Annotated in this window: 25 protein-coding genes and 1 pseudogene; 16 read left to right on the top strand and 10 right to left on the bottom strand. The window is 37.5% G+C overall.

Annotated features, from left to right (window positions below):
* The first annotated feature begins 76 nt into the window (after positions 1–76).
* Positions 77–481, top strand: a complete 405-nt coding sequence (locus IHV11_RS11495; protein ID WP_197194693.1) for a hypothetical protein — start codon at positions 77–79, stop codon at positions 479–481.
* 39 nt (positions 482–520) lie between these two features.
* Here IHV11_RS11495 and IHV11_RS11490 read toward each other — a convergent pair whose 3' ends face one another.
* The 3 genes from IHV11_RS11490 to IHV11_RS11480 all read right to left on the bottom strand — a co-directional run bounded on the left by IHV11_RS11490 (position 521) and on the right by IHV11_RS11480 (position 3,053).
* Complete coding sequence (locus tag IHV11_RS11490) at positions 521–883, bottom strand: hypothetical protein (RefSeq protein ID WP_197194692.1); 363 nt, start codon at positions 881–883, stop codon at positions 521–523.
* A gap of 79 nt (positions 884–962) precedes the next feature.
* The gene (locus IHV11_RS11485) at positions 963–1,541 is read right to left on the bottom strand and encodes a GNAT family N-acetyltransferase (RefSeq protein ID WP_197194691.1); all 579 of its coding nucleotides are present in this window, start codon (positions 1,539–1,541) and stop codon (positions 963–965) included.
* A gap of 15 nt (positions 1,542–1,556) precedes the next feature.
* Complete coding sequence (locus IHV11_RS11480; RefSeq protein ID WP_197127350.1) at positions 1,557–3,053, bottom strand: HD domain-containing phosphohydrolase; 1,497 nt, start codon at positions 3,051–3,053, stop codon at positions 1,557–1,559.
* Between the two features lie 302 nt (positions 3,054–3,355).
* Between IHV11_RS11480 and IHV11_RS11475 the strand changes: the two genes are divergently transcribed.
* Positions 3,356–4,084, top strand: a complete 729-nt coding sequence (locus IHV11_RS11475) for a TraR/DksA C4-type zinc finger protein (protein WP_197194690.1) — start codon at positions 3,356–3,358, stop codon at positions 4,082–4,084.
* 43 nt (positions 4,085–4,127) lie between these two features.
* Here IHV11_RS11475 and IHV11_RS11470 read toward each other — a convergent pair whose 3' ends face one another.
* The gene (locus IHV11_RS11470; protein WP_197194689.1) at positions 4,128–4,763 is read right to left on the bottom strand and encodes a LysE family translocator; all 636 of its coding nucleotides are present in this window, start codon (positions 4,761–4,763) and stop codon (positions 4,128–4,130) included.
* Positions 4,764–4,908: 145 nt separating this feature from the next.
* Here IHV11_RS11470 and IHV11_RS11465 point away from each other — a divergent pair, with 145 nt between their 5' ends.
* Both IHV11_RS11465 and IHV11_RS11460 read left to right on the top strand, forming a co-directional pair.
* A complete protein-coding gene (locus tag IHV11_RS11465) occupies positions 4,909–5,484 on the top strand; it encodes a cysteine hydrolase family protein (RefSeq protein ID WP_197194688.1) in 576 nt (191 codons plus the stop codon).
* Positions 5,485–5,601: 117 nt separating this feature from the next.
* Positions 5,602–5,838, top strand: a complete 237-nt coding sequence (locus tag IHV11_RS11460; RefSeq protein WP_197127354.1) for a hypothetical protein — start codon at positions 5,602–5,604, stop codon at positions 5,836–5,838.
* Between the two features lie 47 nt (positions 5,839–5,885).
* On the opposite strand, the gene IHV11_RS11455 is transcribed toward IHV11_RS11460, so the two are convergent.
* On the bottom strand, positions 5,886–6,434 hold the full coding sequence (locus IHV11_RS11455; protein WP_197194687.1) for a DUF402 domain-containing protein: 549 nt from the start codon (positions 6,432–6,434) through the stop codon (positions 5,886–5,888).
* 118 nt (positions 6,435–6,552) lie between these two features.
* Between IHV11_RS11455 and IHV11_RS11450 the strand changes: the two genes are divergently transcribed.
* Both IHV11_RS11450 and IHV11_RS11445 read left to right on the top strand, forming a co-directional pair.
* Positions 6,553–6,948, top strand: a complete 396-nt coding sequence (locus IHV11_RS11450; RefSeq protein WP_197194686.1) for a hypothetical protein — start codon at positions 6,553–6,555, stop codon at positions 6,946–6,948.
* A complete protein-coding gene (locus IHV11_RS11445) occupies positions 6,949–7,833 on the top strand; it encodes an alpha/beta fold hydrolase (protein ID WP_197194685.1) in 885 nt (294 codons plus the stop codon).
* A 46-nt stretch (positions 7,834–7,879) separates the two neighbouring features.
* Here the strand turns inward: IHV11_RS11445 and IHV11_RS11440 are convergent, their stop codons facing one another.
* A complete protein-coding gene (locus IHV11_RS11440; protein WP_197127358.1) occupies positions 7,880–9,181 on the bottom strand; it encodes a purine/pyrimidine permease in 1,302 nt (433 codons plus the stop codon).
* Positions 9,182–9,421: 240 nt separating this feature from the next.
* Between IHV11_RS11440 and IHV11_RS11435 the strand changes: the two genes are divergently transcribed.
* Both IHV11_RS11435 and IHV11_RS11430 read left to right on the top strand, forming a co-directional pair.
* Positions 9,422–9,682: a hypothetical protein gene (locus IHV11_RS11435; protein WP_197127359.1), complete on the top strand. Its 261-nt coding sequence runs from the start codon at positions 9,422–9,424 to the stop codon at positions 9,680–9,682.
* Entirely contained in the window at positions 9,679–9,936 is a 258-nt protein-coding gene (locus tag IHV11_RS11430; RefSeq protein WP_171005494.1) for a flagellar biosynthesis anti-sigma factor FlgM, read from the top strand. The genes IHV11_RS11435 and IHV11_RS11430 overlap by 4 nt, the downstream gene beginning before the upstream one ends.
* Positions 9,937–9,939: 3 nt before the next feature.
* Here IHV11_RS11430 and IHV11_RS11425 read toward each other — a convergent pair whose 3' ends face one another.
* Positions 9,940–10,347 (bottom strand): phage holin family protein, encoded by a 408-nt coding sequence (locus IHV11_RS11425; RefSeq protein WP_312035156.1) that lies wholly within the window; start codon positions 10,345–10,347, stop codon positions 9,940–9,942.
* Positions 10,348–10,555: 208 nt separating this feature from the next.
* Between IHV11_RS11425 and IHV11_RS11420 the strand changes: the two genes are divergently transcribed.
* From IHV11_RS11420 to IHV11_RS11400, 5 genes are all read left to right on the top strand, one after another.
* The gene (locus tag IHV11_RS11420) at positions 10,556–10,837 is read left to right on the top strand and encodes a hypothetical protein (protein ID WP_191752768.1); all 282 of its coding nucleotides are present in this window, start codon (positions 10,556–10,558) and stop codon (positions 10,835–10,837) included.
* A gap of 176 nt (positions 10,838–11,013) precedes the next feature.
* The gene (locus IHV11_RS11415) at positions 11,014–12,123 is read left to right on the top strand and encodes a GGDEF domain-containing protein (protein WP_197194684.1); all 1,110 of its coding nucleotides are present in this window, start codon (positions 11,014–11,016) and stop codon (positions 12,121–12,123) included.
* Between the two features lie 106 nt (positions 12,124–12,229).
* Positions 12,230–13,261: a YkvI family membrane protein gene (locus IHV11_RS11410; RefSeq protein WP_197194683.1), complete on the top strand. Its 1,032-nt coding sequence runs from the start codon at positions 12,230–12,232 to the stop codon at positions 13,259–13,261.
* Positions 13,262–13,326: 65 nt separating this feature from the next.
* The gene (locus tag IHV11_RS11405) at positions 13,327–13,650 is read left to right on the top strand and encodes a nucleoside triphosphate pyrophosphohydrolase (protein WP_197127362.1); all 324 of its coding nucleotides are present in this window, start codon (positions 13,327–13,329) and stop codon (positions 13,648–13,650) included.
* A 250-nt stretch (positions 13,651–13,900) separates the two neighbouring features.
* Positions 13,901–14,698: a DeoR/GlpR family DNA-binding transcription regulator gene (locus IHV11_RS11400; RefSeq protein ID WP_197194682.1), complete on the top strand. Its 798-nt coding sequence runs from the start codon at positions 13,901–13,903 to the stop codon at positions 14,696–14,698.
* Positions 14,699–14,737: 39 nt separating this feature from the next.
* Here the strand turns inward: IHV11_RS11400 and IHV11_RS11395 are convergent.
* Positions 14,738–15,121, bottom strand: a pseudogene (locus IHV11_RS11395) (DUF4097 family beta strand repeat-containing protein); the annotation flags it as partial.
* 238 nt (positions 15,122–15,359) lie between these two features.
* Between IHV11_RS11395 and IHV11_RS11390 the strand changes: the two are divergent.
* Both IHV11_RS11390 and IHV11_RS11385 read left to right on the top strand, forming a co-directional pair.
* Positions 15,360–15,533 carry a hypothetical protein gene (locus IHV11_RS11390; RefSeq protein WP_197194681.1) on the top strand — a complete coding sequence of 58 codons (174 nt, stop codon included), beginning with the start codon at positions 15,360–15,362 and terminating at the stop codon, positions 15,531–15,533.
* Between the two features lie 155 nt (positions 15,534–15,688).
* A complete protein-coding gene (locus IHV11_RS11385; protein ID WP_197194680.1) occupies positions 15,689–17,011 on the top strand; it encodes an APC family permease in 1,323 nt (440 codons plus the stop codon).
* Positions 17,012–17,076: 65 nt separating this feature from the next.
* Here IHV11_RS11385 and IHV11_RS11380 read toward each other — a convergent pair whose 3' ends face one another.
* Positions 17,077–18,105 (bottom strand): YecA family protein, encoded by a 1,029-nt coding sequence (locus IHV11_RS11380; RefSeq protein ID WP_197194679.1) that lies wholly within the window; start codon positions 18,103–18,105, stop codon positions 17,077–17,079.
* 194 nt (positions 18,106–18,299) lie between these two features.
* Here IHV11_RS11380 and IHV11_RS11375 point away from each other — a divergent pair, with 194 nt between their 5' ends.
* A complete protein-coding gene (locus IHV11_RS11375) occupies positions 18,300–19,205 on the top strand; it encodes a DUF4349 domain-containing protein (RefSeq protein WP_197194678.1) in 906 nt (301 codons plus the stop codon).
* A gap of 131 nt (positions 19,206–19,336) precedes the next feature.
* Here the strand turns inward: IHV11_RS11375 and IHV11_RS11370 are convergent, their stop codons facing one another.
* Positions 19,337–19,567 (bottom strand): IDEAL domain-containing protein, encoded by a 231-nt coding sequence (locus tag IHV11_RS11370; RefSeq protein ID WP_137790020.1) that lies wholly within the window; start codon positions 19,565–19,567, stop codon positions 19,337–19,339.
* Positions 19,568–19,625 lie beyond the last annotated feature (58 nt).

Raw genomic sequence — 19,625 nt, 5'->3', positions numbered from 1 at the left:
TATACGACATTTAAGTACCCCTCTATTGATAGGAAAGTGTTGCGAATGCTGTTATAGATAAGAAGGAGTGATGAGTTTGGCTCTACATGACCATCCATATATTAGTGATGCATTTGTAATGAACAAAGCAGAAGTGATTAAAGCAGTAGAAGGATATTTATTACGCGAAGGCTATGAGACTGAAACGTGCAATGAGATTGACGGCGTAGATTTGACTGCAACAAATGAATATCATACACTTCTGATCGCAGCGGAAGGGAATATGTCTGAAATAACTGGCTATCAAAACCAGAATGAATTTTGTCTGAAATTTGTAAATCTGCTAAAAAGTCATGAAAAAAACCCTGCTAAGACATTAGTACTTGCTCATCCCGACACTCCAAGTTATCGTGAAAAAGCAAATACGATCAGACATGCATTGGATGATTTAGGAATGGTAAGGTTTTGGATTAAAGAAGATGGAACGATAGAGTGGGAATAGAGTTGCTCAACAAGAAAAGGCACCGGAAAAATTCCGGTGCTATTTTACTTTTTCGATTGTATCATGGCTAGCTTCGTATAATTCAGACAAAACTTCCATCTCTTCAATTTCTCGCTTCGTTTTTTCAGTTCCTAATAAGTAGAGGTTCCTAAACAGTTCGTACACAAGCTTACTGTCTTTTCCTCGATGGTATTGGGCATGTGATTCAGAAAAGTGTCTTTTCGGTGAGAAAATATCCAATCCTTCTTGTTTATTGTTAGCGTGCATTTTAGCAAACAGATGCTCTAGCTGTTGCTTTTCATCATAAGAAGCTTGAATCTCAAAATAATGCACATGATCATCAGTAGGAAGGGGCTCCATATCGCCTTTAGCTGTTACATAAAACGTTCCTTTTTGCTCCATTCTCGAATACCTCCTTTTTCCTTTTCATACCTCTAGTAAGCTATTTTGAAACCTATTACGTAGAAAAGAAAAAAAGAAGCTAAATACTCTTAGCTTCTTGTCCATATAGATCAGCGTTCTTTTTTAGTAAGGAATAGATGTACATATCATAATAATGATCTCCAACTCTTTGGTGTTCGTGAAGTAATGCTTCTTCTTGAAAACCAAGTTTAGTTACAAGTGAGCGTGAAGAATTGTTTTCCGGTCTGATCACAGCAGCAATTCTGTTAAATTCGATCCCATTGAAACCATAATGAAGAATCGCTCGTAATGCTTCATTCATGAATCCATTATGCCAATATGCACGATTTAGTTCATAGCCGAGTTCTGTTCTTCTGTCTGCTTTGCTCCAATTATGAAATCCGCATGTTCCGATGAGTTTATCTTGTTCTTTTAGAATGATTCCCCAACGGATGGAGCTTCCTGTTGTAAATCCTTTTTCGAACGCTTGAATAAGCTCATAAGCTTCTTCCTCTGTTTTTAAAGGTTCCATCCCATAGAATTGAAGTGCGTCACCATCAGAGAAGGTTTCGTATATTTCCTTTACATCTGATTGAATAACAGGTCTTAGTCTTAGCCTATCGGTTTCAATGACTGGAAAATGATCGTATGTATTCAATAATTACCTCCTGTATTAAGAAATAGATTTTAACGACATCTCTTCTATAAATAGTTGGGTTAAGTATGGATCCCATTGTGTACCTTTTCCATCCTCTAAGATAGCCAATGCTTTTTCATGGGTCATCCCTTTCCGGTATGGTCTATCAGATGTCATCGCATCATAAGCATCGGCTACAGCAATGATTCTTCCGAAAATAGGGATGTTTTCTCCAGCTAGCTGTTCAGGATAGCCGTTACCATCATAGCGTTCATGATGATAACGAACACCAGGAAGCAATGGTTGCATCGCATCATAAGGCTGAACTTGCGCTAGGATGTCAGCACCTATTACTGGATGCTTTTTTATTTGTTCAAATTCTTCTGAAGTTAATTTAGATTCTTTCAATAAGACGACATCGGGTATACCGATTTTTCCTATATCATGTAAAAGAGCTGCTTTTCGAAGTTGTACCAATTGTTGAAACGGCAGTCCTGCCATCTGACCGATCTTCATTGCATAATCGGCAACTCGTAAGCTATGCCCCGCTGTGTAAGGATCACGTGCATCCAAAGTGGCAGCCATCGTCGCGAAAAAACTTTCGAGCAGCTGTTTATTTTCATGTTCACGAGATTGTATAGCTTGAGCCATATGATTAAAGCCTTTTATAAGTTTAGAGAACTCATCTGAATACAGATCGTTGACTTTCGCATTAGAATTTCCAGTGCGGACCTCATGCATGCCTGTTTGAAGTTCGTTCATAGGCTGTTGAATATCTTTAAACAATAAGTATGCTCCATAGATAGCAAAAGAAATACCGATCAATAAGATGAAGAAAGCCCAACTCCAATAAGATCCGTTTACAGGTGCGGATAAATGATATAAGCGTACTTGATTCGCGAGTGCGAACAACAGCAATGGAAATGTTCCAATAAATAAGGTGCTCCATTGAATTTTTCGTTGAATAGATATGTGTTTAGAGGTTGCTAAAGACAATATCTTCCCATGGTCCTTAAGCGTTCTTTCCTGAATGTTTCGAAGCACAGGCTGAACAGCTTTCGTCGTCAAAAAGAATTCAATGATCGCATGCATACCTGCCACTAAGATAGCTCCGAGTGATGCGAGATACATGTAATAATAGGGGAGTGACAAATAACCTGACGAGATCGCAATAGCTGTTAGACATAGTGCAGGTATAGATAACCCGAATAAATGTGGACCAAGAATTCGTTTAACCGTTCTTATCGGGAAATGGTGCGCGTGAAAATATGCTTTTTCTGCGAGCTGTATGGCAGGTTGTTGTTTCGAGAAATAATTTTTAAAAACGGCTGTATGCATACGGAAAAAAACAAATTCAAGAGAAAACATAATCATACTAGAAATAAGGAGAATACCACACAAAACTAAAAATTCGAAGGTTGATAAACGGAGTGTGGTAAAAACAAATACCCCTCCGACTCCTAATACGGCAGCGGTTGAACCAATCACGTAATTTTTTAATAAACGTTTTTCAAAATTCTCATATATCTTCATGTTCCCCCGCCTTTCTTACTATGACTTTTAAAAGATATTATTAGCATACCTTACAAAAAGTTGGAAAAAAAGCGATTTTTCAACACTTTTTAACATTTTTTGATAATAACTAGGTATTACGCTTCATTTATGAGTTATGGGTTCAGAAGAAATGAAAATTATTGATAGTAATTGACTGGAGAACAAGAAGGTTTGGCACTAAGTATAGCATGTATGATAGTGGTGCAAAATACACAGGATGGATAATTATTAGTAATAACGGGTATGAAATGGTATACGGAAGTAGGAAGGGAGATTGAATCATGGCATTATCTACACAAGAAATGGACCATTTTAAGCAAATTTTATTATCACGAAAAGAAGAGATAAAAGGAATGAGGGAAAGAAACGACTCATTTGGTAATGATTCAGAATTTCCGAAAGAATCAACAGGTGAACTTTCAAATTATGATAATCATCCTGGTGATCTTGGCACTGAATTATTTGAAAAAGAAAAAGATATTGCGTTAAATGATCTTCATGAAAAAGAACTTGAAGATATAGATGTAGCTTTAAAAAGTATTGAGACAGGTGATTACGGAGTTTGTAAAACGTGTGGCCAAGATATTTTAAAAGAGCGGTTAGAAATTGTACCTTATACGCTTTATTGTAAAGAACATAGCCCTGCACAAAACTCATCAGATGATCGTCCGATTGAAGAAGAGGTAATTGGACCTGATTATAAAACAAGAAGCAATGACAATAAGGATGCGACTTTTTTTGATGGAGAAGATACATGGCAGTCCGTGGCCAAGTATGGAACGAGTGAAACTCCATCAGACTTCACTGATCCTGATAAGAGAGACTACAACGAGATGTATGAAGATTCAGATGATGATGAAGGATTTGTAGAAGATTATGAAAGTTTTGTTGCTACTGACATTACTGGAAAAGAAAGAAGTATTGTTCAAAATAAAAATCATGAAGAATATGAAGAAGAGTTGGACAGGGAAGAGGGCAAGCAGTCAGATAGAGAAAAGTATGATAAGTAAAAAGACACGAGGCGCTGACTATATATAGGCAGCGCCTTTTGGTTTATAAAAACAATGTGAATAATTTATAGGTAAGGAAGCTAGAGAAGGCAAGTAAACCGATTCCAGCTAATCTTGCTAGCCACCTTATTGTAAAATCATTAATGAGCGTACGAAAAAAATGAACGGTAAAGGCTACGTTAAGGTTCCATAGAATAATTCCTACTATTATACAAAAACTTAACCCAATTCTTAACAATGCACTTGTTGCAGAAGGTATGCTTTGAAGTGAACCACCATAAACACCAAACCAAAACATAAAATTATATGGATTCATAAGAGCGATGACAAAACCTGTCCAAAAAGGTTTTTTGACGCCTTTTTTATTTTCTTCGAATAAAGGCAAGGATGTAACGGAATTTCTGATGGATGAAATTCCTAAGTAACTAAGCATCATAATACCGGTTATCAACATGCAGACTGTAATCCATCTCTCGTGTAGGAAAGGCGAGAGTCCTAGGAAGATAAATGACATAAACAATATATCTGCACAAACTGCCCCGATTCCAACGAGCCAAGATGGCCAAAAACCACCGTATAATCCATGCTTAATCATCTCAAGTTTAACAGGGCCGATTGGAATAGCTAAACTGATACCAAGCGTAACGAAATGAATACTCAATATCATGATTTCGTTCAAAGGGTGCCCCCCTTTTCATGTGGCTTGTCTAAGGTACTTACAAAATATGAGATTTAGATCAGAAATAGTACGGAAGGAAAAATTAAAGTCACATCGAAAATGTAATGTAATAGGAAGCACAGTCTGAATATAAGGAGATTGTAATGTGAAAAAAGCAGGTTTGCTTATTGTTGATGTTCAAAAAGGATTTGATGAAACAGATTTCTGGGGAGAACGAAATAATGCAAATGCTGAAGTGAATATGCTTATATTACTTGGTGCCTTTCGAGAGGTAGGATTGCCTGTCTTTCATGTCCAGCACCAATCAGAAAATGAACACTCTCCATTGCATCCTTCAAAATTAGGTTATCAGTTGAAAACAGGATTTGAACCTAAAGAAGATGAACTTCTTTTTATTAAGAATGTTAATAGTGCATTTATTGGTACAGAGCTTAAAGACGCATTAGAAAAAGAGGGTATCGAACACATTGTGATAATAGGTTTAACAACAAACCACTGTGTATCTACAACCACAAGAATGGCAGCAAATTACGGTTTTGGAGTGTCTTTAATCCATGATGCAACTGCTGCATTTAAAATTCATTCTTATGATGAAAAAGTGTTCTCAGCTCAAGATGTCCATGAGTCTGCTCTTGCTCACCTTCATCAAGAATTTGCGGAAATAATAAGTACAGAAGAAGCTTTAACACGATGGGTTAGGACTTCTCCTTACATGCAATAACAGACATAGACAATATTCCCCAGGAAATGTCGTATACTGCTAATGGTTTATAGGATTTTATTTAGGGTAAAAATGTATATACTAAATTAATCAGAGTAATCTAGAGGTGTCTTACAGATGAATAGTGATCAAATAGAAAAATTGATGAACAATCCAGAACAAGAATTGGAGTTTTGGAGAGAAGAAGATCAGCAGCCTGAACTTGTTAGAATGCGGTATGTTCCACAAGGAGAAAGTGGTTATTTCCAAGTCACTTTCTTAGATGAGGAAGAGGGAATCATCGGATCACAAGTGTTAGATGAAGTAGAGGATGCTTTGCGTTTTTTAGAGAAAAACAACAATATGAACAAATAGATGAAACCAGAGGGATATGCCCTCTGGTTTTTTAATAATCTCTTTGATTAAGAAAATTTTTTTGCTTGTTTCCATTCTGTAGCATGCTCAATGCATGTTTCTAGTTGTTCAAACTTGCCTTCTTTATGCATTGAAATAATCTTTTGAGCCGTTTCATGTGCAAGTTTCATTTGCTCTTCATTGATATCCCCTTTTTGAAAGGCTTTCATCAATTCATCATCATCTAAAAGAAAGAGCTCTTTTTCAGGAAGAATAACGATATCTAAATAAAGGTCATCAAACCAAGGTATACCTCTATCATCAACTCCATGATCCCCACACATATCAATATAGAATTGTACAACCTCGCCGTTATCGTCCAATACCGTGGTGATCGTGTATTTTTCTCCCTCAGGAAAATGTTGCATCCATGTATAGCCAGAGTCAGCAATACATATCTTATTCTCTTTATAGTTTACAACTAATGGTTCAGAAACTTGTTTCAAATGAATCGCTGTAACTTTCCCTTTAAAGCAAGAACTTTCTTTATGCGTTACTTCAAAATGTTTGTCTGTTACTCTTTTCCAATTTGGCCGATCTGCTGTTTTATGTTCCATAGTGAACCTCCATATTCGGTAATATTATAACCTACATTTATTGATTGTAAAAAAGGTTTATGTAAAATTGTGGAGAAATATGTAGATAGAATGGTTTTAAACGGAGGGGTTGTAAATCATGAAAAGCATGCATAAAGAGTTAGAGGATTTTCAACTGCAAAAAGGATGGGAGATTAGTCAAGATGGTGCTGGCAAAAGCACGGAATCCCTTTTGCTAAATCACATGCTATTAACGACAGAGATAGCGGAGATTGCTGAAGAATTAAGAAGAATGTTAAATAGAGCGTATGAGATGAAAGAAGAAGGTGTTGAAGGGGAGAAGGCTTTTAAACTCGCAAAGGAAGAAGTTGCTGAAGATATTGGGAAAGAAATTGCTGACAGTATTGCTTATCTTTGCAAGTTTGCAACGTTCTTCCAAAGAGATATCGAACAAGATATTCGAAATAAACTGAACGAAATCAATACTCGTTCAAAATCAAATTTACAGAAGCGTATGAAAGAGGAGGTGAAATAGATGGATATTCCGTTTGATCAACATAAGATACAATCACATGATGGAACAATGCTTACAGGTTATGATTATGGCGGTTTGGGAAATCCGTTGATTTTAATTCACTATCTTGGTGGTACAGTGAAAGCCTGGAATCCAGTAATTCCATTCTTGAGAGATCATTATAGAATAATAAGTTATGATCTTCGTGGACATGGGAAATCTGATCAACCCGATTATGGATACTCTTTCGAGGATACCGCGAAGGATTTAGAAAGTGTAATGAATCATTTTGAGATTGAAAAATCACATCTTGTAGGAAGCTCTTACGGGTGTATGGTAGGGTTGTATTTTACAGCGATGCGTCAGGATAGAGTTCTGTCACTCGCAAACATAGACGGCGCGATCATTAACGATACAGGTGAGAATGGTCTTAATGATGAGACGTTAGAAGAGCACCTTGCTAAATTTGAAGGACAACTAGATCCGGATTACGAATCGATAGAAGAATTTCAACAGGTCTATAGAGAGCAATGGTTGCCATGGAATAAGGAACGGGCCAATTATGTAGCAGAATATGAACCACGCATGAAAGAGAACGGAAAAGTAGGTAATATTACTACAGGCCAAACGATGCAGAAGATTATATCCGAAATCTATTATATAGATTTCTTAACTTGGTATAAGAAGGTTCAATCGCCTGTTCTATTTCTACCCGCAGAAAATGAAGGACATTTCCAACAATCATTAAAGTTCATTGGTCAGGCAAAGGTAGGATTGCCTTACAGTGAGACTGTGATTATCCCTAATTCAACACATCTAATGATGTTTGATCATGCCAAAGAACTAGCAGCGGCCATATTAAAGTTTCACTCGGAAATACCTGTTTCAGAGAGATCTTTTAGATGATTGCTAGAAAAGGGCTCCCTACAATGAGGGAGCCCTTTTCTATTTATTAGTCTTCTTTCTGCACATGCTGATGCGAATTTCTTCGTTTATAGAACTGTTCAAGAATCATACATGTTAGCATCCCCATGATCAGGCCGTTGCTTAATAGCGTTACGATAATATTTGGCCATTCTTTTAAAGCGGCAGCAGGAATGAAGAGACTCCCGATTCCAACCATAAGAGAAGTACTGATAATAAAGAGATTATTTTCCGACTTTAGCTCGGATCTATATTCTTTGAAAGCTAAACCAATCATACTAGAAAAAGGGAGGAATATGGTTGCATATCCTACCGGAGCAGGAATACCAGCAAAGAAAAAAGTAAGTGGCGGAAAAAAACTAATCAAGATAATAAGTGCGTTTCCTATAATGAATGCTAGTTTGCTGAACATTTTTGTAGTTAGTATAAAGCCTGCTGAACCTGAGATGGGTACACTTGCAACTGCTGAAAATAGACCAGCTATCCACGTGTTTATACCCATCATGATTGATGATCGATTATAATTGATAGGTTCATAATCTTTTTTCTCTGTTTCATACGCTTTTTCGACGACGTTAATACTAGCTACCATGTTCGTAAGTAAGAGCATGCCTACGAATAGAGAAGTTATTATCGTTCCGGAAGATAGTTCTGGCATCCCCCAAGCTAGTAACTCTGGAAAAGCAAAAGTCGTATTGCTATGCATCGTTTCTTTTGTTAAGTTCAAGATTCTGAACAATCCCCAACCAAGTAACAAAGAGATCAAGATGGAATAACTTCTTAACCATTTCACACGAGACTTTCCTAGAACGATAGATAAAATTAAGATGAAGAGTGATGTGAGAGCCACTTTGCTATCTGCACCTTCCTGCAGATATCCAATCCCGAGCATACCTTTAATAAAAGAACCACTCAACTGTGAGACGAGAAGGATTAAGTAAGTGCCGGTAACTAAAGGAGTAAAGAGAGCTCTGACCGAACTTATGATGCGAAACATTCCAAGCAGTAGAAAAAGAACGCCGCTGATCAGCATTCCCGCTGTAAGTTGCTGCAGCCCGTCAGCAACCGTTAATGCCCCTGAAGCTACAATCCCCGCGTAAACGGTAAAAACACCCCACCATAATCCAGCAGGTCCTTCATTGATCGGAAGCTTATGTCCGAAAAGTGCTTGCAGAATCGCAGACACTCCAATAATTAAGAATGAACGTTGTAAAAGATCTGCAGTCTCTGCTTGTGTCATTCCAAATGCATCACCAATAGCGATAGGAGCTACTAAACTACCCGCAAGGATAAAAACCATCCATTGAAGAGAAGAAAACGTTAATTTCATGTAAACACCTTCTGTTATGTATTTCGTCACTATTCATTATAGACCTTTCACTTGATTCGTAGAAAGGAAAGATGTTTATAAATGTAGGTATAGCGGGTAAAACTCCATAAAGCAAGAAAGTATTGATAACGAACATTAGAAAAAAATGTGAATTATTTTATTTGTATACCCTCAAAAAAATGGTAGTGGCCGAATTATATAGATACAGGTTAAGACGACCACAAACAAAGGACGATTCTAATGATGCATAAACTTACACATGATGATGTCATTCAATTGTTAGAGAAACATCTATTAGACTTTGAACAGTTTACGCCTTACTTGTTTACTTCACAGTGGATTCATTCTTTTTGTAAGGATAAAGAAAACGGAAATGAGTTCGAAGTAAAATGGGATACATCAGGACAAGAATTGTTCTTCCGACTGTTGGACAACTTGGATTATGATGATCAATGGAAATGGCTTGGCACATTTCAATACACAGAAGAGGTGAAATCATGAGAATTGATGGACAACAACCCGTTCAGCGAAAATATGATGTGAATAAAGTGTATCAGCAGCCTTCTGTAAAGCCGCCATCATTTGCTAAAGACGAACTATACATATCTAACGAGGCAAAAGTGCTGCATGAAAATGCTCAATTAAACATAAGAGAAAAGAAATTATTAGATATTAAAAAACGCATTGATGCTGGTGAATACCAGATCGATGCGCAAGCGATCGCAAAAAAGATCTCACAATTTTATTCCAATTAAACATTACTTATTTTGATTGTCGTTTTTCTGTCTTAACAGAGAAACGGCATTTTTTATGAACTCAGGAATCGGAACATTCATTCTTCCTGCATTCTCAATGATTGATAACAATTCATTAGATAAATAAAAAAAGATAGTAGCGGAATGAATGTAATTTCCACCTAGCAATTGGTCGAGAGAATGGGCTGCTGCGACGATCGCAAATATGATCATTTTTTTTAGTATTCCTCTAAAGCCCTCTTTGCTGTTTAATCTGCCTTCGTAGGCTGAAGCAGCCATACCAGTTAAATAGTCTAATACAATAAATAAGACAAGTGTCTTAAATAACATGCTTGGTGTACCAAATAAGAAGCTGGCAACTGCTCCTAGTGATACTACAGTCATGTTGTATAGCATGGACCATTTTTCCACTCGATCGTTCCCCCTTTGAACTCCAATTTGTATAGTATATGTTTGTACAAACCAATTCGATTTGGCGATTACCTACTACTCGTCCCCTAATTTTTTGAAGCTTTATTTCAAATGTGTTAAATAGTCGAAAAATTAAAAAAATATAGAGTCAGACACGCACTATATCTGTTACAATAAAACAAATCCGGAAAGGGAGGAAAGAAATGCAATGAATAAAATTACGTTAGGCTTGCCTCCACATTGCCACAAAGTAACTTGTGACGGAAGAATGATTAAGATCAAGGATCCTGGTAACAACAAATGGGCGTTTCCGCTCTCTGGTACTGAAAATGCAGTTGTTGATCAAGTGAACGATGAGACAGGGTTACTTACCATTCATGGAAAGGATAAGATACTCGCGACACTTGAGATGCCGATTCGTTTTTGTGAAGTGGGCAGAGGCTGGCTCCTTGATAAACTACCTAAAAAGAAACGTGTGAAAATAAAATAAATAACCTTAAAATAACCGCACAGCAGATTCATTTTGCTGTGCGTTTTTCGTTTTATATGTGTAGGATTTTTTTAAAAAAGAGCCATGTGTTGGAAAAGAAATAATATAGAAAATAAAATGAAAGAAGGAAAAAAATGTTATAATGATTTTGGATACGTGTAGATGAGGTGAATGTATTGGGGAAAAAACACCTGCCTGCACACCTAAATCACATTGCTTGGAATCGAAAAATCATAAATGTATTTTGGGTTGTAATCTTTGTGTCAGTGTGTGTAGAGGTCATTAATAGTTTTTTTACAGCTAGGCCATTACAAGAATTTATTGGGATGTACATTATTCTGCCGACAGCGCTTTTGATTTCTATGGTTAGTTTGGCTGAATGGAGTTTTATAAAGAAAACAAAATACATAGATTACATCATTATTTGGACAGCGAGTATGTTCTCCGCAATTTTAATCAGCGTGCACTATGAAATGTATGTCATGTATACGAGTCTGTTTTTCCCTATGTTGATATCGACCATTTATTTTAAAAAGAAGAAAGTGTGGCTGTCGTTTGCTCTTAGCTCACTTACCTATCTGCTGATCTCCAATTTCCATCCGGTCATAAGAAATATGAATGCTGTCATGGATCAAGTCTCAATGATATGCATTCTCTTAACATCAACAGCAATCTGTGTTGGAATTATGAGTAGAGGTTATGAGATGGCAAAAGAGCTTAACAAAGCGCAGGCAGATCATCAAGATTTAATGGTTAAGTCAACAATTATGGAGAAGCAAGTGAAAACAGATGCACTAACAGGGCTGTATAATCATATGGCGTTTTATGAATATATGGATGTGTTGTTGCTTCAAGCAGAAACATACCATTATCCCGTCCATTTAGCGGTGATGGATATTGACAATTTTAAGAAGATCAACGATACATATGGTCACGGAATTGGAGATGTCGTCTTAAAACGAATTGCGAAAGCGATAAAAGATAATGTCACTACAGATGATTTTGTCGCACGCTACGGCGGAGAAGAATTTGTTGTTATCTTAAATGATATAAATGAGGAAGAAGCCTTTACTTTATTAGAAAAAGTACGATTGGTCATACAAAGGCTTGAACACCCTGAAGTTAAGGAAGAACATATAACAATTAGTACAGGGTTGCAAACGTACAGAAGAGGCATGCATAAACAGGCATTCTTTGAAGGTGCCGACAATAGCTTGTACGTTGCAAAGAGGCAAGGGAAGAATAGAGTCATTACTGAAGGATACAGTGAAGCTATACATATTTAATAAGTCACTTATTTGCAGCAAGAGATATCTTGCTGTTTTTTCTTTTTCTTCTAAAATCCTTGTCCATGCATATGTTTGTAAAAGATATGGCCATGGAGGTGAGGGCATGAGTAGTCGAATGAAACAAATACTGCAGATAGCCGCCACTTACATCGGCACTGTTGTCGGTGCTGGGTTTGCTACTGGAAGAGAAATCGTTGAATTTTTTACTAGATACGGCTCAGCTGGATTTGCCGGCATTCTGATCAGTGGCTTCCTTTTTATCATGATTGGTACAAAGCTAATGATCATGGCAAAGCGACTAGGTGCAACTTCTTTTGATGAGATGAATCAATACTTGTTTGGAGCGATTGCCTCAAGAATCGTCAACGTTTTAATGATGATCATGCTCTTTGGAGTCACTGGAGTCATGTTATCAGGTGCAGGAGCATTGTTTTGGGAACAACTTCATCTTCCGTTTCAATTGGGAATTGTTTTTACACTACTCGTAACCTATTTAGTTATGAAAAAAGGCATAGAGGGGATTCTTTGGACAAACTCATTGATTGTCCCCATCATGATATTCTTTTCTATCGTTTTGTCGGTATCAATGTTTGATCTATCTGAAGGTAGGCAGCTTTTTGTTGAAAGTGACTTTGTTGGAGATTGGAGATGGCTTGTAAGTTCATTTGCTTATGCAGCATTTAACTTAACCCTTGCACAAGCTGTCCTTGTTCCTTTATCACGAGAAGCTAATGATGAATCGGTTATTAAGTGGGGCGGCTTTTTAGGTGGCTTAGGATTAACTTTTATTCTATTAAATAGCCACTATGTCCTCTATTCTGTTCCGCGTGTATTGAGTTATGAGATACCAATCGCGGAAATAGTAGGAGGTCTTGGCGTAGCTGTACATTATATTTTTGTGATTGTGATCTATGGGGAGATTTTCTCAACATTAATAGGTAACATTTTCGGACTTGCAGGTGCATTGCAAAGAAATGTTAGGATATCCAATCAAGTTGTATTGATTACTTTGATGACAGGAAGTTACTTGTTGAGTCAAGTAGGCTATTCTGAGCTTCTTCATTATTTGTATCCAGTATTTGGTATAATCGCAATTATTTTTTTAGGTGTTGTTTCTGCTAAAAAACTAACTTGATGCATATCGTTTATATAGGATTGTTTTTTTAGGTGTTGTGAAATTGTTGGAAGGGAAAAGAGCCGATGGCGTATTACAATAAATTAGTGCGAGATAAAATACCAGAACTGCTTGAACAGGCTGGGAAGAAAGGAACTTTTCGGATTCTTGGAAATCAGGAGTTCGAAACAGAACTGAAGAAAAAGCTAACAGAAGGTGTGAAAGAATATCGAGAAGCCAAAAATGAAATAGATGCTGCGGAAGAACTGGCGGAGCTGTTTGAGATCTTGATCGCATTAACGAAAGTACATGATCTTACTCTAAGAGAATTGGATGAGATCAGGCAGGAAAAGGCTCAAAAACAAGGGCGTTTTCACGAGCGTCTCTTCCTGATCAAGGTAGAAGACTAAAGGGGTCTGACCCCAGACAAATACAAATTTAAAGAATTTGTATTTGTCAGAAATACATACTTTGACAACACTGTATACTCGTAATTTATATTCCTATCAAAACGGGCTAAAACAAGCTAATGAACTGCTTGTTTTAGCCCGTTTTCATATAAAAAAAGAGAAAGCATGCAAAATAAGTTTGACAAACAAGCATGAAACAGCATAAGATTAGAGTACCGCGTGGAAATAAGAGGTAACGGAGGAAATTATTATGTTTTCTGAGGAAAGAAGAGAAAAGATTTTAGAAGTGCTTAAGAATGAAGGTCGAGTGCTTGCAAAAGAATTATCTGATGCCCTCCAAGTTTCGATTGATTCTATTCGCCGGGACTTATCATCTCTAGAGGATAACGGGCTACTTAAACGCACGCATGGTGGCGCAATTCCTGTGACAGAAGTAAAAAAAGGACCTACATCAAACGCAGTTCGTTTTGGAGAAGGATCTAAGTATGAGAGAGCAATAGCGAAGGAAGCTGTGAAGTACATCAAAGAGAACGATACTATTTTCCTAAGTGGAGGCGGAATGCACCATGAGATTGTAAAGCATCTTCCACACTACCGATTAACTGTTGTGACAAACTCTCTTGTAACAGCTGAAATACTTCGCGAAAAAGATAACATCGATCTTTATGTGGTCGGAGGAAAAGTGAAGAGATCAGGAAATATGACGGATGCACTAGTAACAAATCTAATCGGTCAGTATTCGTTTGATGTTTCATTCGCAACAGGTGGCGGGATATCTGAGAGAGGTATCAGTACGGCGACGCCTGAAGTAGCTGCTTTTATGAATGCAGTTGGAATGGTATCCCGTAAAAGTATCGGTGTATTTCCACATTACAAAATAGGGGTTAACGCGTTTGCGAAAGTTGGGCCAGTTTCCAATCTAGATGTTGTAATCACAGATGATGATGCAGAAAGAGACCATCTGTCAGCCATTGAACAGCAAGGAGTTAGTGTAGTAATTGCTCAATCGGAATTAAGCCAGCAGCACTCAGCTTCAGAAACAGAATAATTTTCTTATAAAAGACCCCCAAATGTGGAGGTCTTTTTATTATTCGTTACTCATCATTAAAGCGAGGTCTCCTACTTCTGACGAAAGGAATACAAGTGGTCCACCTGTTCCTATTGATCCATTTTTTGAAGAAGGTAACGTTATCTTTTCGTCACCTATCGTATTTCGAAGATCCGTTCGTAATTGATCGGGTTCATTTTTTGTTTTAATCGTAATATCACCAAGATTGGATTTAGCGATAATATCTTTCTTTATATGAAGAAGGTGTATGTCGATATCACCAACGTCTGACTTTGCTGACACAACACCTGTTACATCTTCAAGAAGGATATCTCCTAGATTTGTTTGAAGATGGATGTTATTAGCTTTAATAGCGTGCATCTTGATGTCTGATGTATCTGAGTTTACTTGAAGTCGTTTATACTCAGCTTCGGGAAGTTTAACGAGTAATTCAAGCCTGAATTTGGAAAATTTAAAAGTAGACTATAAAAAGATTTGGCTTTCAAAAGTAAACATCTTATAAAAATTGTGACAATGGAATTCACATCTGGAAATAGAGTGTTAGATTTTATTACACATGAAAGGTTATGGATGTGAGATTAACTTATCCTAATAAATAGAAGGAAGTTCAGTGAATCAAATCTGAAATGAGGTGATTACGTTGTTGCATTCTTCTCATTTTTCATCAGAAGAAAAGCTCATGATTCGTGAACTGAAGAAGAAAATAAGACATGAATCGAATGTAAAAGAAAAAATGGAACTTGAACGACAGCTCAATAATCTGATCGAAAAAGCTTTTATCAAAAAACAGTTATTACGGCGAAAGGAACTCTGAATTTTTCTGACTCTATAGAACACACTTTCAAAAAACTGAATTAACTGTCTTTTTAGCGAGGTAGTGACAGCTTGATGCTGTATGTGTTAAAGTGACACTAGTCTTTTTCGGATGGACATTTTGTTTTGTAGGTTTTTTTAGGGAGTGAACACAACATGAATCAAGACACAGCATTGAAAAAAGATATTGGGCTTTCCGTAGCCATGTCCATCGTTATTGGAACGGTTATTGGATCAGGGATTTTTATGAAACCTGGAAGTGTGCTTGAGTATACAGGAAATTCCAACCTTGCACTATTAGCTTGGGCTCTTGGAGGGTTGATCACGTTAGCTGGCGGGTTAACGATCGCTGAAGTGGCAACGCAGATTCCAAAGACGGGTGGTTTGTATGTCTATATGGAAGAAGTTTACGGTAAGCTTTGGGGATACTTGAGTGGTTGGGTTCAGACTGTTATTTATGGACCGGCGGTGATCGGTGCTCTAGGATTATATTTCGGTTCGTTAATGGTTCATTTATTCTCGTGGAAAGAATACTTAGGACCTTGGATTGGAATAGGAACTGTACTTTTTCTCACCGTCGTTAATAACTTTGGAACAAAGTATGGAGGTTTTATCCAAAATATATTTACGATAGGAAAATTGGTTCCGATCGTGCTGATCATTGTTTTTGGATTAACGCAAGGAAATGAACAGATCTTAAATGCTTCAAGTGGGGCAGTTGTTGAAATATCAATGGGTGCAGCGATTTTAGCAACACTTTTTGCTTATGATGGCTGGTTGATGGTTGGATTCGTAGCAGGTGAGATGAAGGATCCCGGAAAAACGTTACCTAAAGCTATTATTGGTGGAATCTTGGTCGTTATGGCAGCATATCTGTTAGTTAACATTGCACTGTTTCACATTTTACCTGCTTCAGAAATCGTAAGACTAGGAGAGAATTCTGCATCAGCAGCAGCAACGATTCTATTCGGACCACTAGGCGGAAAGTTAATAGCAGTTGGAATCGCAGTATCGATTTTTGGCTGTTTAAACGGTAAGATCTTAACCATTCCACGTGTTCCTTTTGCAATGGCAGAACGAAATCAGCTTCCGATGTCAAAAACGTTTAGTCAGGTTAGTGAAAAATATGGTACACCTATTGCTGCTACGTATTTACAAGTCGTGATTGCGATCATCATGATGATCGTAACTGATCCAGACTATCTATCAGAAATGGCGATATTTGCTGTATACATTTTTTATATTTTTGCGTTTTATGCTGTGTTTATACTGCGCAATCGGAATCGTGATAAAAAGAGAACCTACAGTGTTCCGTTATTTCCTGTCGTTCCTATTTTTGCGATCTTAGGCTCTTTGTACATCGTAGTATCAACGATACTCAACGATCCTTTAGATAGTTTTACAGCTATCTTTATTACAGTTGCGGGACTTCCCGTTTATTATTGGCTAGAGCGAAATAACAAACAGGACTCTTTTTAGAGAGGGTCTTGTTTTTTTTATGAAAAAACCCACCTGAGGCATCAGGCGGGTTAGTGAAAAAAAGTTTATACGCTTAATAGTTCTTTCATCTCACGATATCGTGAGGATAGACTAGCAGGTGAGACACCATATTTTTTAGCTGTTTCTGCTTGAGTAGAAGCGATTCCTCGAATATCTTTTGAAACGAGATAGTCAAGTGCAGCCGCATAAATCTCTTCTTTACGAATAGCAGGTTTGCTTTCTGTAACGTACTCACTCCAAAGCTTTTCTGCTTCTTCTACAACTTCTGTTTCGGCATTCGCTTTAACGAGCTCGGTTACAGCATTGTATTTTTCATCTTTAAAATCCGCTGTTTCTTCTGGTTTTTCAACTTTGGTAGATGTAGCGTCAGTTTCCTTCTTCTCAACTTGAGATTGAGGTACACCAGCACTAATATCGATCAAAGCGAGTTGCAGAACAGCAGGGAATTCGTTCTTGAATGTAACTTTTGGATCTTGGTGAGGCTGAATCTTTTCTATCGCTGTTTTTAGCGGCGGAAGTTCAGTCATCGGCATTTCTACATATCCAACGTAAAACTCATGGTTGATTCCGTTTGAAACGAGTGTTCCAAGTAGTGCACTTTCTGTTTTTGGCTTTTCAGCAGCATTGATCGTGACATCATACACCGCCTCTGTCCAAATATCCTGAACGGTAAAGATGAATCCTGTCTTTTGCTCTAAAACTTTATATAGTGAAGGTGCAGCAGTTGTCCAGCCAGCTAGAATTTCAGCTACTTCTGGTTTAACAGAACTTTTCACTTTTTCTACATAAAGTTGAACAGGGGTCTTGTTTTCCTTAATCTCGGAGCAAAAGATCTCCCAACAAACGGCAATGTTTGCGTATGTTTGTTCTTGCTCTTTAGCAACAGGGTATTTTTTCACATACTTAGAAGTACGTGCAGCTAAATCCTGCTGATAGTTCTCTAGAGCATATTTGATGAGTCCTTCTTGATGAAAGGATACTTCACGTGTTTGCTCTTCTTTATGTAAGCAACATTTTTTATATTTTTTTCCGCTGCCACAATAGCACGGATCATTTCTTCCTATCATTGACATGCTATTCCTCCAGTAAACCACTTACTTATCCTGTACATACTAGCATAAATCGGTTTTTTTTCAAACTACAAATCATCAGACACTATTTTATCACAAAAATGTCTCGGAAAAAATCATTCAATAGGTTGGTTTTTTTGGGAACTGAAACCTTTTTCTTGTAGAGAGCGTCTAAGCGAGAAAGGGGGAATTACGATATGTGGAAGAGATGGAAAATGTGGGTATTCATAACTGTGTTTTTGTTGAGTGCATGCAGCAGCGATAGCAGTTCAAAGAGTGATAAAGCAATAGACCGAGATAGTGGCAGCAAGTCTGAAGCAAACATGGATACCTCTACAGAAGAAAGTCAGAGTTCTGAATCTGAAAAAGGAAAAGATGAGCAACAAATGAAGAACCAAAGAAAAGTGATCTATCACGCTGATCTTGAGATTACAGTAGATAGATTACAAACCTCTATGGAAGCCGTTCGGAAAAAGTTAGAGACAATGGACGGATATATGGTTGAGTCGAACACGAGTACAGGAGAGAAAGATTATGAATCTGGTGTGATGGTTGTTCGTGTACCGATGAAAAATTTTCGTCCTTTCTTAGACGAGGTTCGAGGTTTGAGTAAGGGGACTCCAAACGAAAATATTCGTGGAGAAGATGTTACGGAAGAATACGTTGATCTATCTTCACGGTTAAAAGCCAAACAACAAGTAAGAGAGCGGCTTGAAGCATTCATGAAGAATGCTCAGAAAACAGAAGATTTGTTGAAGATATCGGGTGATCTGGCTGCTGTTCAAGAAGAGATCGAACAGGTAGAGGGTCGTTTGAATTTTTTACAAAACCAAAGTGATTATTCAACTGTTACGATACAATTTGAAGTGAAAAATTTAAATGCGAAAGCACTTGAAACAGAAGGTTTAAATACGTGGGCAAAAACAAAGGTCCTATTTATGGATACAGTTAACTTTTTAATGTCTGCTATTTCGTTTGTTGTAGTAAGTTTATTGGGTCTTGCGCCGATCTGGGTGATCGTAGTCATTGTGATTTATATGTGGTGGTTGAAACGGAAAAAAGAGCAAAAGAAAAAGCCGGAATCACCGACAACTTTGACTTAAAAAATAGGTTTTAACCTGTCAGTAACGGGGACGTCAGAAACACCCTCTGCAGCACGGATGATTCCACCGTTTGCTGAAAGGGTGTTTTGGCTTTTACGGCACCTTTTTAGAGAGTGTGCCGCCCAAAAGCACTAACTGAGAAACGCTTTGTACTCTGCGCTCAATTTCATGAATCGTTCTTTATCTTTTGTATCCAAGGCATTGTCAATTTCTCTTTCATAATATTCTCTGTAATAATTGTGAAGGGCCTCATCCAGTACCATTTGGGCAATAAGGCTGAAGGCAAATGGGTCTCTTTTTTGTTGTTTGTACTGCACCATTTCATTTTGGTTCTTGTTAAAAGAAGCATTTTTGTCTTTCATCCTGTTTCCCTCCTTAAATTATCTCCCTATCCAATTAACCTTTTATGTTTCTAGGTTT

It is taken from the genome of Fictibacillus sp. 26RED30 (genome assembly GCF_015903845.1).
In the GTDB taxonomy this organism is placed as follows: Bacteria; Bacillota; Bacilli; order Bacillales; family Fictibacillaceae; genus Fictibacillus; species Fictibacillus phosphorivorans.
The sequence above is the reverse complement of the archived record's forward strand: the minus strand, read 5'-3'. Positions and strand labels throughout refer to the sequence as shown.

Coding starts and splice junctions, on each gene's coding strand:
- IHV11_RS11490 (WP_197194692.1), bottom strand. CDS start 883: ATGGAGCAAAAAGGAACGTTTTATGTAACAGCTAAAGGCGATATGGAG.
- IHV11_RS11480 (WP_197127350.1), bottom strand. CDS start 3,053: ATGAAGATATATGAGAATTTTGAAAAACGTTTATTAAAAAATTACGTG.
- IHV11_RS11475 (WP_197194690.1), top strand. CDS start 3,356: ATGGCATTATCTACACAAGAAATGGACCATTTTAAGCAAATTTTATTA.
- IHV11_RS11460 (WP_197127354.1), top strand. CDS start 5,602: ATGAATAGTGATCAAATAGAAAAATTGATGAACAATCCAGAACAAGAA.
- IHV11_RS11455 (WP_197194687.1), bottom strand. CDS start 6,434: ATGGAACATAAAACAGCAGATCGGCCAAATTGGAAAAGAGTAACAGAC.
- IHV11_RS11450 (WP_197194686.1), top strand. CDS start 6,553: ATGAAAAGCATGCATAAAGAGTTAGAGGATTTTCAACTGCAAAAAGGA.
- IHV11_RS11445 (WP_197194685.1), top strand. CDS start 6,949: ATGGATATTCCGTTTGATCAACATAAGATACAATCACATGATGGAACA.
- IHV11_RS11440 (WP_197127358.1), bottom strand. CDS start 9,181: ATGAAATTAACGTTTTCTTCTCTTCAATGGATGGTTTTTATCCTTGCG.
- IHV11_RS11435 (WP_197127359.1), top strand. CDS start 9,422: ATGATGCATAAACTTACACATGATGATGTCATTCAATTGTTAGAGAAA.
- IHV11_RS11430 (WP_171005494.1), top strand. CDS start 9,679: ATGAGAATTGATGGACAACAACCCGTTCAGCGAAAATATGATGTGAAT.
- IHV11_RS11420 (WP_191752768.1), top strand. CDS start 10,556: ATGAATAAAATTACGTTAGGCTTGCCTCCACATTGCCACAAAGTAACT.
- IHV11_RS11410 (WP_197194683.1), top strand. CDS start 12,230: ATGAGTAGTCGAATGAAACAAATACTGCAGATAGCCGCCACTTACATC.
- IHV11_RS11405 (WP_197127362.1), top strand. CDS start 13,327: ATGGCGTATTACAATAAATTAGTGCGAGATAAAATACCAGAACTGCTT.
- IHV11_RS11400 (WP_197194682.1), top strand. CDS start 13,901: ATGTTTTCTGAGGAAAGAAGAGAAAAGATTTTAGAAGTGCTTAAGAAT.
- IHV11_RS11385 (WP_197194680.1), top strand. CDS start 15,689: ATGAATCAAGACACAGCATTGAAAAAAGATATTGGGCTTTCCGTAGCC.
- IHV11_RS11380 (WP_197194679.1), bottom strand. CDS start 18,105: ATGTCAATGATAGGAAGAAATGATCCGTGCTATTGTGGCAGCGGAAAA.
- IHV11_RS11375 (WP_197194678.1), top strand. CDS start 18,300: ATGTGGAAGAGATGGAAAATGTGGGTATTCATAACTGTGTTTTTGTTG.
- IHV11_RS11370 (WP_137790020.1), bottom strand. CDS start 19,567: ATGAAAGACAAAAATGCTTCTTTTAACAAGAACCAAAATGAAATGGTG.